Origin of the sequence: Hyalangium gracile (assembly GCF_020103725.1) — a bacterium.
Taxonomy (GTDB): Bacteria; Myxococcota; Myxococcia; order Myxococcales; family Myxococcaceae; genus Hyalangium; species Hyalangium gracile.
The window spans coordinates 158,824-172,000 of sequence record NZ_JAHXBG010000007.1; the positions used below are offsets into that span (position 1 = coordinate 158,824).

Sequence of the window (13,177 nt, forward strand, 5' to 3'; positions counted from 1 at the left end):
AGGCGGGAGGGGGGCGGCGCAGGACCCGAGTACCTCACGCTTCGCCCGGCATCATCGGGGATGGGCGCACTAGACTCGTGCACCGCGTGCAACAGTCGCGGGAGGGCGGCATGCAGCGTGCGGCGATGCGGGACCGGCTCGAGGAGATGCTCAGCTTCGTGGCGGTGGCTCGGGCCCTGAGCTTCGCGGACGCGGCGCGGGAGCTGGGCATCAGCTCCTCGACGCTGAGCCGGCGCATCTCCCGGCTGGAGGGGGCGCTGGGCACCGCGCTGCTGCGACGCACCACCCGCACCGTCTCGCTGACGGAGGCCGGCACGCTGTACCTGGAGCGCTGCCTGGATGTGCTCGCCCGCGTCGAGGACGCCGAGGCCCTCGTCTCCGGGCTGGCGGGCGAGCCGAGGGGCCGGCTGCGCGTGTCCGTCCCCAACCTCTTCGGACAGCTTCAGATCGCCCCGGTGCTGCCGGACTTCCTGCGGCGCCATCCCCGCATCGCGCTGGAAGTCTCCTTCATGGATCGCTACGTGGATCTCATCCAGGAGCGCTTCGACGTCGCCATCCGCATCGGCGCCCTGGAGGACTCCAGTCTCGTGGTGCGCCGGCTCGCCTCCAACCGGCGCATCCTCTGCGCTTCCCCGCGCTACCTCCAGGGCCGCCGGCCGCTCTCGAGGCCCGAGGAGCTCACCCAGCACTCCTGCCTCCACTTCAGCTTCCTGACGGAGGGCCCCACGTGGACCCTGCTGCGAGGGGAGGAGCGCGTGACGGTGCGGGTGCGCCCGACGCTGAGCGCGGACAATGCCGAGGCGCTGCGGCTGGCGGCGGTGGAGGGCAGCGGCATCACCGTGCTGGCTACGTTCCTCGCGGGAGAGGACTTGCGGGCCGGGCGGCTCGTCCGCGTCCTCGAGGGCTGGTCCATCCCCGACACCGGCATCTTCGCGGTGCATCCACCGGGACGCCTGGTGCCCTCGAAGGTCCAGGCCTTCGTCTCCTTCCTGAGGGAGCGGCTCGAAGGCACGCCTCCCTGGGAGCGGGAGGTGCTCTCCGCGCCTGGGATTCGTCTAAGAAAATGAGAATCTTTCGTGTCTGTTTCTGAGAGTGGAGGTGGTTGAGAGAAAACGAATGTGGTCGGCGAAACGACTTCTGCCTTCCTTCGATAATCAAATTAAAGCGCCTGAGCCTCTCACCAGGTGCCACACATAGGGGAATCCAGAATGAGCGTTTCCGGAACGTCGCGGTCTTCTAGCAGCAGGTCGAGCGGTTCCTCGCGGTCCTCGAGCAGCTCCAGCTCGTCGCGCACCGGAACGAGCTCACGCTCAGGAACGACTTCGCGCACGGGAACGACTTCGCGGACCAGCACCCGCGCTACCGGCCACTCCAACCGCAGCAGCTTCACCCCCGCCAGCCGTAACCAGCCGGGAGCGACGGGCTCGCTGCGCAACGGGATGAGCGGTCAGTCGGTGCGCCAGCTCCAGGACAGCCTGCGCGCCGCGGGTTTCGATCCGGGCGCCAGCGACGGCAAGTTCGGCCCGCGCACCGAGCGCGCGGTGCGGGACTACCAGCGCTCGAAGGGCCTGCAGGTGGACGGCATCGCCGGTCGCCGCACGATGGGCGCGCTCGGCGGCGCCAGCGACTTCTCCGGCTCTCAGCCCAACGCCGCCAACGGCACCGCGCGCCTCAACGGGGTGCCCAACGGCCCCGGCATGACCACCGGCAGCATCACGGTGAACGGCCGCACGTACCAGTTCAACTCCGGCTCGGGCTCGCGCTACTCCGTGCCGCCGGGCGAATACCGGGTGATGGCGCACCGCCAGAACCGCAGCGATGCCGGCTTCGTGCGGGACGGCGTCGGCTACAGCTTCGCCCTGGAGGATGCGAACCGCCGCCGCGGCTCTGACTCGATGTATGACGCGCGCGCGGGCCGCGACCGCACGGCGCTGCGCATCCACCCGGATGGTGGCGCGACCGGCACCGCGGGCTGCATCGGCATCGTCGGAGACGCGGCGACCCAGCGGCAGTTCCGCGCCGACATGAACGCGGAGCTCGCCCGTAACGGCGGCACGTACACGCTCAACGTGCGGTGATTCCCGCGAGCTGGCCGCGCGGCGCGATGGCTCGGCCCGGGAGCGTCCTGCTCCCAGGGCCGTGTGAAGGGGCGCTGCAGCTGGCCGGTCGCAGGCCTTGGTGATGACTCGGGGAGGCGCTCACATCACTTCGTGGCGCCGACCTGGGACACCGGGAGCAGGAAGGGGTGGGTGTACTCGAGCCCGCGGACGGTCGTCGTGCGCCTGTCCTTGCCGGAGTTGCTCGTCACCCGCGCCGCAGCATGGTGCTCACTGAATCGTTCCGAAGAAGCTCCCGCGCCCTGGAGGCGCCCTGTGCGCGGACCGGTACCCAACTGGTATGACAAGCAGACCAGTTCGCACAGTTTGCGACCGGCAGCAGGGCGCAATGGCCGCGGGGTCGGACTCGGGCTTTGTGCCCGTTTCACAGTGTGAGCCGGGGAGGTCGCGACTGAGCTCGCTGCCTGCCCCGTCGCCGGGACGTGCCAGGCGGGATGCCACCCGGTCCGTGCTCCGGGTGGCACCCACGGCCTCCGCGTCAGTACAGCTCGACGGTGGCGAGAGAGGTGTTGGCCGGATACTCGCCGCCCACCACCAGCACCCTGCCGCCAGGCAGCAGCGTCGCCGTATGCCAGCGCCGGGCCTGGGCCAGCGAGCCCGTCGCGGTCGAGGTGTTCGTGACCGGGTTGTACAGCTCGGCGCTGGAGTGCCAGGTGGTGGTGTTGCTCCCGCCGCCCGCGATGAGCACCAGGCCGCTGGGCAGCACCGTCGCCGACTGCAGATAGCGGGCCTGCACCATCGTGCCGCCAACGGACCAGACGCCCGTGGCCGGGTCACGCTGCTGGGTCGTGTTGTAGAAGGCGGTCCCGTTGGTGCCGCCCAGCACGAACACCTTGCCATCAGGCAGCAAGGCCGCCGCGTGAGCGTAGCGGGTCAGCATGGTCACGGCCGTCCAGGTCCCCGTGGCCGGGTTGTACAGCTCGGCGGTGTTCGGCAGCGTGGTGGTGCCATTGGTCCCTCCCGCCACGAGCACCTTGCCATCCGGCAGCAAGGTCGCCGTGTGGTAGTAGCGGGCCTTGGCCAGCGAGCCGGTGGCGGTCCAGGTGCCGGTCGCCGGGGTGTAGAGCTGCGCCGTGGCCAGGGCCCCGCTGGCGCCGGAGCCGCCGACGAGCAGCACCCGGCCGTCCTGCAGCAGGGTGGCCGTGTGGAGGTGGCGGGGCCCGACGAAGGCGCCGGTCGCGGACCAGGCGTTGGTGGCCGGGTCATACACCTGGGCGCTGTTGAGCCGGGCCGAGCCAGTCGACAGGCCCCCCGCGAGGAGCACCTTGCCAGTGGGGAGCAGTGTCGCCGTGTGGTAGGCGCGCGCCTGAGTGAAGGCGCCGGTGGCCATCCAGGCGTTGGTGGCCGGGTCATACACCTCGCCGCTGGTGAGGTAGACGGTCGCGTTCAGTCCGCCCGCCACGAGCACCTTGCCGTTGGCCAGCAGCGTCGCCGTGTGAGCGCGGCGGGGCTCGAGCATCGACGTCGCGGACGTCCAGGAGCCCACGCCCGTGCCATACAGCTCGGAGCTGGAGAGCAGGTCCGGGGCGTGAGTGCCGCCCGTCGCGAGCACCCGGCCATCCGCCAGCAGCGTGGCCGTATGGGCGGAGCGCCCCTGCGCGAGCGACTTCGTCACGCTCCAGGTGCCAGCGGCCGGATCATACTCCTCGACGCTGGCCTGGAAGGCGCCCGAGACGTTGTCGGCTCCACCGGCCACCTGCACCTTGCCGCTGGGCAGCAGCGTCGCCGTGTGGAGCTCACGGCGCTCGTTCATCGCGCCGGTGACGCTCCACGCGCCCGTGGCCGGATCATACAGCTCGGCCATGGCCATGGAGCTGCCGCTGCTGCCGTTGCCGCCCGCCACGAGCACCTTGCCGTTGGGCAGCAGCGTCGCCGTGTGGTCGCGGCGGGCCAGCAGGAGGGGACCGGTGGTGGACCAGACGCCGGTGGCCGGATCGTACAGCTCGGCCTGGTTCAGAGGGCTGGTGGAGGCCCCTCCCACCACGAGCACCTTGCCATTGCTCAGCACGGTGGCCGTGTGGCCGGAGCGCGCGTGGGAGAGCGCGCCGGTGGCCGCCCAGGTACCGGTGGCCGGGTTGTACAGCTCGGCGCTGGCCAGCGCGCCGCTGGGGCCGGTTCCGCCCGTCACCAGCACCTTGCCATTGGTCAGCACCGTGGCCACATGGCCCTGGCGCGCCTGGAGGAGCGCACCGGTGGCCGCCCAGGTGCCGGTGGAAGGCGTGTAGAGCTCCGCGTGCGTCATGGCGCCGCTGGCGCCGGCCCCGCCCGCCACGAGCACCTTGCCCGTGCTCAGCATCGTCGCCGTGTGGTGGGAGCGCGCCTGGATGAGGGTGCCCGTCGCGGTCCAGGCGCCGGTGGCCGGATCATACGTCTCGGCATGGTTGAGGAGTCCGCTGGTGCCGATGCCACCCGCCACGAACACCTTGCCCCCGGGCAGCAGCGTCGCCGTGTGGCCCTCCCTCGCCTTGAGGAGCGGTGCCCCCTGGCTCCAGAGCTGGCTGCCGCACTGGCTCGCGGCGACCACCTGCCAGCCGCCCGAGGTGCACTGGTACACGCGCTGATCCGTGCCGCACATGGTGGAGCCGCACGTGGTGCGGCTCGGGTCCACCGCGATGCCGCCCAGGGCGACGCCCCCCGCGCACTGGCAGCTCGTGTCGTTGCCACACTGGCCCCCGAGCGACTGCCAGTCGCCCAGGGTGGGGTTGCACTCGTAGTTCTGCTTGTCCGCCCCGCACACGTGGGCGTAGGGGTAGCGCTCGTTCTTGGTGACGCCGCTGCCATCCCACCAGACGCCGTTCGAGCAGGACCAGCCCTCCATCACGTCTTCGATCTGCGGCGCCAGCCTCCACACCTCGCCGAACCAGGTCGCCGCGCCATTGCCACCGGCAATCAGCCAGAAGATGTTCCGATCGGGTCCAGTGAAGACGGGGCCTCCGCCGTCACCGCCACAGGCCGAGCCAGTGATGGGGGTATAGGAGTCGCGAAGGTTCTCCCAGATGAGGCTGTCGATCTCGATGGAGACGGAGCCCTTCTTCAGGTCCGAGGCGGAGATGGCACAGCTCGCGGTGTCGCGTCCCCCATGGCCGATGATGGTGGCCGGGGTGCCCAGGGGCGGCATGGCGCCGGAGTAGAGGTTCATCGGTGACGCCAGCTGCGAGGGAATGGGGCGCACCAGCTGGGCGACGGCGATATTGTCCTTCAAGCCGGTGCTGTCGTTCTCCGCGGCCGAGCCGACGAAGGAGCGGATGCGCTTGACCTGGTAGTACTCGGCCGAGGTGCCGCACGTCTCCCCGTAGGAGTTGATCCGGAAGGAGTAGGGCGTCGAGCCGTCCTCATCCGTCACGAAGCCGACGCAGCCCGCGTTGGTGAGGATCATGTCCGGAGCGATCAGCTCCGCGGTGCACTTCATGTAGCCGTTGGTGATGACCCCGACTTCGGGGTGGCTACAGATGATGTTGCCGTTGAGCAGCGAGTCGCTCGTGGTCGCGAGCTCCTGGGCCTCTGGGGACTCGGCCGTGTCGCCCGCGGGTCCACAGGCCGTGCCTTGGAGGACCGCGACACCTAGCAGCACCGCGGTGGTTACTTCCGCCCACATCACCCTGAACTTCCTCATGCCTGTCATCCCCGACGTGAAAGGCTCCAGGAACGTTTCCTGGGAGCCGTCAGGGAAGACACAAAATCCCGGCGAACAGTCGCATCGGGAATTTCTGGGCCTAGCGGAGCGCTCGGGTCAGGGTGATGGCGAGCTGGCTGCGCACCAGCTCGAGGATCTGGTTCAGCTCGTGGGCGTCCACGGTCAGCCGGGAGTGCAGCTCGCGCTGGGTGGTGTGCATCAGCTGGTGCCGCGCTCGCGACAGCCAGCGCGCGATGGTGGCACGGTGCACCTGGTACATCTCCCCCAGCCGATCCAGGCTCAGCCCGCTCACGAAGTGCAGGCGCAGCAGGTTGAGCTCCTGCTCGGTGAGCGTGGCGAGCGCGGCGCGGAAGGACTGCTGGAACGCCTCGCGGTACTGGCTCTTGAGCAGGGACAGCTCCGGCCCGGGCTCCTGCGCCGACAGCCCCGTCGCCAGCCGCTCGTCCAGGGGCACCTCGTGAGCGATGGCGCGGCGGTGGTTGAGGGCCAGCCTCAGCGCCACCGCGCGCACCCAGCTCGACAGCGAGCCGGTGCCCGCGTAGGTGGCGATCCTCGGGGCGCTCCCGTCCTGGCGCAGGAAGAGGCGCTCTCGCACGGCCTGGTGCGCCTCGTCGATGAAGCCCGGCGACGGATCCACCCGCTTCAGGGCCGATCTCAGGTCGGCGCCGAAGCGCTGGTCGAACTCGGCCAGCGCCACCGGGTGGCCCGTGGCGCACCCCAGGGTGAGCGCGAGCTCCTCGGCATGCACCGCCTGCAGCGTCTCGAGCTGCTCGCCGCCTGGAGGCACCTGGCGCAGCAGCGCCCTCAGGAAGTCCTCGTCCGGCACCTCGAAGGTGGCCCGGGAGCGGGCGCTCGCCTCGAAGTGCGCGTGGAGCAGCGGCCCGAGCCTGGCGTCCGTCTCCAGCACGCGCGCGGCCTGCGCCGGCAGCAGCCCCAGGGCCCTGGCATGGAGCTGCTCCGGAGAGGGGCATTGCTCGGCGGAGGAGTCAGGGGGCGACGCCATGGACGAAGCACAGGCTAGCACCGGGCACCCACAGGGAGGGATGTGCGCTTGCGTGCCCCGGGTGTCGGCAGCCCGCTCACGGCGGCGCAGGGTGGGTGGCGAGCCAGCCATCGATCTCGGCGCGCACGGCTTTCTCCGCCTGCTCGCGCAGCTCCAGCACCTGCTGCCGCGCGAGCTTGCGCCCCGAGCCGCCTTCCTCCCACTGCACCTGCGCCAGGAGCACCTTCGCCTTCAGCCGCTCCTGGTCTTTCTCGGGGCGACCCTCGAAGAGCGTCAGTGCACGGCCAAGCAGGGTGCGCGCCTGCGCGAGCCGGCCGAGCAGCAGCTGCGTGTGGCCGATGTCGGTCCAGCAGGTGCCCTGGTAGGGGTGATCCGCGGGGAGAGAGGCCGCGATGATGTCACACGCCTGCTGGAGGTGCTCCAGCGCCTGGGGGAGCTGGCCCTGCTTGCGGAGCGTCACGCCCAGCACGTACAGCGTCACCCCTACCTCCAGGTGGCGCGGCCCCAGCATCGCGGTGCGGATGGAGAGCGCCTCGCGGCCGGCCTCTATGGCCTCGGGATAGCGTCCCGCCTCCACGTATGCGTCCGCCTGGTTCGTCAGGAGCAGGGCGAGCGTATCGGACTGGCGCCCCTTGACTTCGCGCTGGAGGGCCACGGCGCGCTGGTAGGCGGCGATCGCGGCCTCGTGCTCGCCCTGGGACGACAGCAGGAGGGCCAGGTTGCCCAGGGTCAGGCTGTAGGTCGACGAGTGCTCTCCCAGCACGCGGCCATAGACGTCCAGCGCCCGCTCGTAGGCGGCGCGAGCCTCGGGGTAGCGCTTGCGGTGGCGCTCAATCACGGCGAGCGTGGCCTGGATCTTGGCGAACTCCACGGAGTCGGTCTTCCACAGGCGCTCCGTCATGACCAGGGAGCGCTGAAGCGCCTCATGGGCCTCTTCCGCGCGGCCCTCGGCCTGGATGAGCGAGAGGGCCAGGTTGTGCAGCGCCCCGGCGAGCTCGGGCGAGTCCTGGCCCAGCGCCTTCTCCAGGAGCTGGACCCGCTCCTGATCCAGCGCGAGCGACTCGGCCCAGTGCCCTTCCCCGTACGCCAGGCCCGCGCGCGCTCCCATCAGCATCGCCGAGAGGATCAGCTCCTGGCGGCCGAGCCGCTCGAGCCCTGCCTGAGCGTGCTCCACGCAGCGGTGCGCCTCGGCGAACTCCGTCTGGTAGGTGCCTTCGAGCAGCGCCAGGGTCGTCCAGGCCTCCACGGCGGCCGCGTCCTCGCGCCCCGCCTCCGCCCGGAGCACGGCTCGGCGCAGCAGCTCCCGGGCCTTCGGGTACTGCTCGGCCTGGACCCGGAGATCTCCCTCCAGCAACAGGGCCTCGGCCTGCACGGGCCGGTAGGGCAGCGCCTCCGCGGTCCGGGTCAGCGCCTCGGCGCTCGCCAGCGCCTCCTGCACCCGGCCCAGCTGGCCCTGCGTCTTCACCTTCGCCATCTGCTCGCGCAGGGCGAGCACCTGCTGGCGGACCGCCGCATCCTCCGGCAGCCCCGGGGCGCCCAGCAGCGCCTCCGCGTCGGCGCACTTGCGCAGCGGGGGCAGCGCCAGCGCGGCGTCCACCGCCTTGCCCGCGGAGGTGGCGTCGGCCTGCTCCAGCTGGTGCGCCAGCGCCGTCACACGCTGCAGCGCGCGATCCAGGCACAGCATGCGTCGCCCGAGCAGCTCATCGGACTGCTCTCCGCGCACGCGGGTGGCCTCGCAGGCCTCGCGGTGCATGGAGGCCCAGTCCGCCGTATAGGTGTCCATGCGCTGGGCGAGCGCCTCCCAGATGGACTCCGCCGTCGGGGCCTTGCTGGCCAGCAGCCCGAGGCGAACGCCCTCCCGGGCCGAGCTTCCCCACACCTCCAGGACGCGCGCGCGGCCTCCGGTGCACAGCTCCGCCGGGCGCTCGGCTCGCCACACCGCCACGCCCGGCAGCGCCACGCAGAGCGCTCCTACGGCCAGCAGCGCCAGGACACGGCGGCGGCGGCGCGCCGGGTGGGACTCCAGCGCGTCCAGCAGCGCCTCCATCGAGGGGTGACGTGCCGCGGGCTCCTTCTGGAGTCCTCGGAGGAGCGCCGCGTGGATCGAGGCCGGCACGCCCTGGCGCCTGGCGGGAGCGGCGCCCACGCGCCCGATGATTACTCCCTGGGCGAGCGCCGCGGGGGTGGTGCCGGCAAACGGTGGCTCGCCGTAGAGGGCCTCCCAGAGCGCCACGCAGAAGCTGAACTGATCCGTCCAGGGGCCCGTCGCCGCGCCGAGCCACTGCTCGGGCGCCATGTAGCGTGGGGTGCCGGCCTGGGCTCCGGTGAGGCTCGTGCCGTGGAGGCCCGGGGGCTGCCGTGGCGCGGACTCGCTCGGGGCCGAGGCCTCCTGGGGGCTCGGGGGCGTGCCCGGCATGGGCTGCGCGGCGCGGGCGAGGCCGAAGTCGGTGACGCGCACCTTGCCGTCGCGTCCGACGAGCACGTTGTCCGGCTTGAAGTCCCGGTGCACCAGGCCCACCGCGTGGGCCGCGGCCAGCCCCCGGCCCGCCTCGGTGAAGCAGTGCACCACCTGCCGCCAGGTGCGAGGCTCGGCGGTCAGCCAGGCCCCCAGGGTCTGGCCGTCCACCAGCTCCATGGCCACGAACACCTGCCCCGCGGCGGTGCCCACGTCGTACACGGTGACGACGTTGGGGTGGGACAGGCGAGCCATCGCGCGGGCCTCGCGCTGGAGCCGCTGCCCCTCGGGGGAGGAGTCGCCGTGAGAGACATGCGGGGCCAGCAGCTTGAGCGCGAGCTTGCGGTCGAGCTCCGGATCATACGCCGCGTACACCACGCCCATGCCACCCGCGCCGATGCGATCGAGCACGAGGTAGCGCCCCACGGCGGTGCCACGCGACAGCACGGGCGGAGGCAGCTCGGGCCGTGCCCCGGGGGTGGCCAGTCCGGGGCGCGATCCTCCGGCGAGCGCTGACACCACCTCGAAGCACATGCTGCACCGGGCCAGGTGCGCGTCCAGGGCCTCTCGCTGCCTGGGCTGCAGGGTGCCCTCGACGAGGCCTACCAGCACCTCTTCGGAGGGACAGGCCGCGAGCTCTGAGGGCGAGGGAGGCTGCATGGAAGGCACCGAAGTTTCCCCCATGAGCCGTGGGGCGGACAAGCCGCTGAGGTAGGCTCCCGCGCATGGCGAAGTCAGAGTCAAATCCCACGCTGACGGGGGGCATCCTGACCATCGTCTTCTTCGTCTTCCTCGTCATCTTCGTCGACTCGGCCTGGGTGCTGGGACAGCACCTCTGGCTGAAGGCCTTCGGAGCGCAGGCCGAGGGCCGGGTGATCGGCGCTGATTCCTTCCGGAAGAAGGATCGCAAGGGCAAGGCGTACAAGGTCTCCGTCTACAGGTACGCCTTCGAGGACGCCCAGGGGTACACCCACGAGGGCGTGACGGGACAGAAGTCCTTCTTGTTCGGCGACAGGCGCTCGGTCTCCGCGTGGGAGCCGGGGACCTACGCGAGCGCGCCCCGGGTGACCGTGCTCTACCTGCCTGGCAACCCGCGGCTCTCCTGGGTCCCCGCGTACGAGCGGGAGCTGGGCGGCAGCATCTTCCTCACCGTCCTCCTGCTCTTCTTCCTGACACTGACGGGCGGGGGGGCGCTCGCCATCCTGAGGAAGGACCTCCTCGCGACAGCGAGCAGCAATCCGGGGAAGGCAGGGGGCGCCGTGCCCCCGCCCCACGCTCCCCAGGGTGCCTCCGCATCGCGGTCCTCCCCGGGGAAGAAGAAGAAGAAGGGCGGGAAGCGAAGGAGGAAGTGAGGTGGGCTCAGCGCATGTCGTAGACGTACTGGTAGTAGCGCGTGCCGCTCACGTTGAAGATCGCGTCGAGGTTCGTGGCGTCGTGGAGGGCCCCATTGTAGTGCACGCGCAGCTTCCTCCCCTGGTTGAACTGGTCGACGCTCATCAACCAGACGTACATCTTTCCGTTCAAGAAGCGAGCGACCATGAAGGTGCCGTAGTGGGCGGCGCCGCTGCGGAAGACAGGGAGCATCTTGCCGCCGGCGTACGGCCCGAGCTCCTGGATCCTCCCGAAGTGGGAGTGCTCGTGGCCTGAGTAGATCGCCGACACCGGATAAGCCGCGAGGATGTCCTTGAACTCGGCATTGCCCGCGTCCGTGTCGAAGTCATGCAGGTTCAGGATGATCTTCTTCCCCCGGCTGGTCGCCAGCGTCAGATCGAACCGCAGCCAGCTCAGGGCGGACCGGATCGTGAAGTAGTCCCTTCGCGCCTCGCTGAAGTTCCAGCCGTCCCAGGTCCTCGCATAGGACGGGTGGTTGTTGAGCTGGACGAAGTGGACGTCGCCCACATCCCACGAGTACGCGAGGCTCCCGCTATGGTCCCTGCGGTACGACGGGAACTCGTAGTAGTCGTCGCTCTCGGAGTAGTCGAACAGGAAGGTGCCGTACGTGCGGACCTGCTCCTTCAAGTGCCACACCATCGTCGAGTTGCAGTGGTTCTCGGAACAGTCATCCACGTAGTTGTCGTAGTCGTGGTTGCCCAGCCCCGCGTACAGGTTCATGTCCAGCCCGCGCTCGTAGATGGAGACGTAGTCGCCCAGGTCCGTGTCCTTGTCGCCGGTCTCGGTGAGATCTCCGTTGACGACCACGCCCGCCACCTTCGAGTCACCGAGGTGGGCCTTCACCGCGTTGAGGGCGATGACCAGATTGGAGTTGTAGTACCTGGCGAGCTCCTCCTCGGACATCGAGCCAAACATATGGGTCTCCTGGGCGCAGAGCTGCGCGGGGACGTCATAGTCGTCGCAGAGCTTCCAGCTGAACTGCGGGTCCGACGCGAAGAGCATGTAGAAGTCATTCGTCGAGAGGTCGCCCCAGGAGAAGGCGGAGATCTTGTCGTTGAAGAGGCCTCCCAGGGAGGGAACGTCCTGGTAGTAGGTCCTGCTCAGCCCCGTACGGTCGCTGTGCTCGAAGGCCCGGAGCCTCATGCCCTTGGGGATGCGGAACGATGAGTACTCATCGTTCAGGAACGAGCCAGTGCCGCCACAGAAGATCGACGCCGTGCCGGCGTAGTTGCTGTCCGTGAACGCGGTGAAGCAGTACGAGAGGCTCCCATGGCTCGTGCGGAGCGTGAAGTCTCCGGTCTGATCGAAGCCGGCGGTCGCCGCGACCACCTGATACTTGCCCGGGCCGAGAAGGAGCGTGAGGCGGCTGTTGGTGCCATCTCCGCTGTCATTGTCGTTGCCCAGGATGACGCCTCCCGCCGCGTCCAGCACCCAGAGGAAGGGGTCGACGCTGGGAGACTCCAGATCGACGGTGACGAGCGCCGTCTGCGAGAGCGTGAGCGTGAACCGAGGGTTGTTGAGCCAGAAGAACGGGCCCCCCGAGACGGTCCAGGCACTGCTCTTCGTCGCGGCCCAGGCGCCATCCACGGAAGACACCAGACCGATCATCAACGCCAGTCCGAAGGAGAGGCGGGGCAAGGCAGTACCGCGCATCGAGCAACTCCTGAGCGAGAGGGAAGCCGCCGGGCCTCGTGGCCGGCGGGCGCCGGAGCATCTCTCTTCAGGTCCTCGATGTCACCAGTTGTTCTGGTATTGCTAGATAAGCGGCGATGTCTGGGCCCGGCGGCGCACCTCAATACCGGCCGCGCAGCCGCTCCCGGGCTGGGAGGATCTCCAGACACGTGGTCCACCAGCCCGTGAGGATCGTCTCCACGAACTCCTCCGGGAGGCGCTCCTCGCGCATCTCGCGGACGAGCTGGTGGAAGTCGTACGCCACGGGGATGAGCTCCACCGGCTCGGGCTTGCGCGTGTCGAGCAGCGCGTACCAGACGTGCGTGGCGCCGTCGTTGGCGGGCCGGCCCAGGGCTCCCACGTTCACCACCCGCCGCCCCGAGCGCAGCCGCCGCTGCCAGTGCAGCCCGGTGTGGGTGCACAGCAGCACGTCCGCCCCTGCCTGCTCGAGCAGCCGCTCCAGGAAGGGGTCGGGCGTGGTGCTCTCCCAGAGGAACTCGTTCTGCTGCCGGGGCGAGCCGTGCACCATCACCAGCCGGGTGCCCTCGGCGTCCACCGAGAGGCGCTCGGGCAGCCCCGCCAGCCAGGGCCGGTGCACCGAGGACGTCTTCTCCTGGGTGTACGCGTAGCTGATGCGCGCGAAGTGGTTGTCTCGCGGATCCGTGTAGCCGCAGCCGCAGTCTTCCAGCCCCAGGCCGATGGAGTGATCGTAGTTGCCCTGCACCGTGGGCATGCCGCTGGCGCGCAGCAGCTCGAGCGAGCGGTCCGGGTGCGGGCCGAAGCCGCCCACGTCGCCCAGGCAGTAGAGCGCGTCCACGCCTCGGGCCCGCGCGTCCGCCATGGCCGCCGCCAGGGCCAGGTGGTTGTTGTAGATGCCGCCGAAGAAGGCCGCGCGCATGGGTGTC

The 13,177-nt window shown here is 70.2% G+C and carries 9 protein-coding genes; 3 read left to right on the forward strand and 6 right to left on the reverse strand.

Going from position 1 to position 13,177, the window contains the following annotated elements; translation table 11 throughout:
• Positions 1 to 110 precede the first annotated feature (110 nt).
• Complete coding sequence (locus KY572_RS15935; RefSeq protein WP_224243472.1) at positions 111 to 1,067, forward strand: LysR family transcriptional regulator; 957 nt, start codon at positions 111 to 113, stop codon at positions 1,065 to 1,067.
• A 110-nt stretch (positions 1,068 to 1,177) separates the two neighbouring features.
• Here KY572_RS15935 and KY572_RS15940 read toward each other — a convergent pair whose 3' ends face one another.
• Positions 1,178 to 1,390 (reverse strand): hypothetical protein, encoded by a 213-nt coding sequence (locus KY572_RS15940; RefSeq protein WP_224243473.1) that lies wholly within the window; start codon positions 1,388 to 1,390, stop codon positions 1,178 to 1,180.
• 49 nt (positions 1,391 to 1,439) lie between these two features.
• Here KY572_RS15940 and KY572_RS15945 point away from each other — a divergent pair, with 49 nt between their 5' ends.
• Entirely contained in the window at positions 1,440 to 2,078 is a 639-nt protein-coding gene (locus KY572_RS15945) for a peptidoglycan-binding domain-containing protein (protein ID WP_224243474.1), read from the forward strand.
• Positions 2,079 to 2,595: 517 nt separating this feature from the next.
• Here KY572_RS15945 and KY572_RS15950 read toward each other — a convergent pair.
• The 3 genes from KY572_RS15950 to KY572_RS15960 all read right to left on the reverse strand — a co-directional run bounded on the left by KY572_RS15950 (position 2,596) and on the right by KY572_RS15960 (position 9,869).
• Complete coding sequence (locus KY572_RS15950) at positions 2,596 to 5,730, reverse strand: kelch repeat-containing protein (RefSeq protein WP_224243475.1); 3,135 nt, start codon at positions 5,728 to 5,730, stop codon at positions 2,596 to 2,598.
• A gap of 100 nt (positions 5,731 to 5,830) precedes the next feature.
• Positions 5,831 to 6,754 (reverse strand): sigma-70 family RNA polymerase sigma factor, encoded by a 924-nt coding sequence (locus tag KY572_RS15955; RefSeq protein WP_224243476.1) that lies wholly within the window; start codon positions 6,752 to 6,754, stop codon positions 5,831 to 5,833.
• 76 nt (positions 6,755 to 6,830) lie between these two features.
• Positions 6,831 to 9,869, reverse strand: coding sequence for a serine/threonine-protein kinase (locus KY572_RS15960; RefSeq protein ID WP_224243477.1), 3,039 nt, complete (start codon positions 9,867 to 9,869; stop codon positions 6,831 to 6,833).
• Positions 9,870 to 9,934: 65 nt separating this feature from the next.
• Here KY572_RS15960 and KY572_RS15965 point away from each other — a divergent pair, with 65 nt between their 5' ends.
• On the forward strand, positions 9,935 to 10,561 hold the full coding sequence (locus KY572_RS15965; RefSeq protein ID WP_224243478.1) for a DUF3592 domain-containing protein: 627 nt from the start codon (positions 9,935 to 9,937) through the stop codon (positions 10,559 to 10,561).
• Positions 10,562 to 10,568: 7 nt separating this feature from the next.
• On the opposite strand, the gene KY572_RS15970 is transcribed toward KY572_RS15965, so the two are convergent.
• On the reverse strand, positions 10,569 to 12,254 hold the full coding sequence (locus KY572_RS15970; RefSeq protein WP_224243479.1) for a metallophosphoesterase: 1,686 nt from the start codon (positions 12,252 to 12,254) through the stop codon (positions 10,569 to 10,571).
• Positions 12,255 to 12,393: 139 nt separating this feature from the next.
• Complete coding sequence (locus KY572_RS15975; RefSeq protein ID WP_224243480.1) at positions 12,394 to 13,170, reverse strand: metallophosphoesterase family protein; 777 nt, start codon at positions 13,168 to 13,170, stop codon at positions 12,394 to 12,396.
• Positions 13,171 to 13,177 lie beyond the last annotated feature (7 nt).

Coding starts and splice junctions, on each gene's coding strand:
- KY572_RS15965 (WP_224243478.1), top strand. CDS start 9,935: ATGGCGAAGTCAGAGTCAAATCCCACGCTGACGGGGGGCATCCTGACC.
- KY572_RS15975 (WP_224243480.1), bottom strand. CDS start 13,170: ATGCGCGCGGCCTTCTTCGGCGGCATCTACAACAACCACCTGGCCCTG.
- KY572_RS15935 (WP_224243472.1), top strand. CDS start 111: ATGCAGCGTGCGGCGATGCGGGACCGGCTCGAGGAGATGCTCAGCTTC.
- KY572_RS15960 (WP_224243477.1), bottom strand. CDS start 9,869: ATGCAGCCTCCCTCGCCCTCAGAGCTCGCGGCCTGTCCCTCCGAAGAG.
- KY572_RS15945 (WP_224243474.1), top strand. CDS start 1,440: ATGAGCGGTCAGTCGGTGCGCCAGCTCCAGGACAGCCTGCGCGCCGCG.
- KY572_RS15955 (WP_224243476.1), bottom strand. CDS start 6,754: ATGGCGTCGCCCCCTGACTCCTCCGCCGAGCAATGCCCCTCTCCGGAG.
- KY572_RS15950 (WP_224243475.1), bottom strand. CDS start 5,730: ATGAGGAAGTTCAGGGTGATGTGGGCGGAAGTAACCACCGCGGTGCTG.
- KY572_RS15970 (WP_224243479.1), bottom strand. CDS start 12,254: ATGCGCGGTACTGCCTTGCCCCGCCTCTCCTTCGGACTGGCGTTGATG.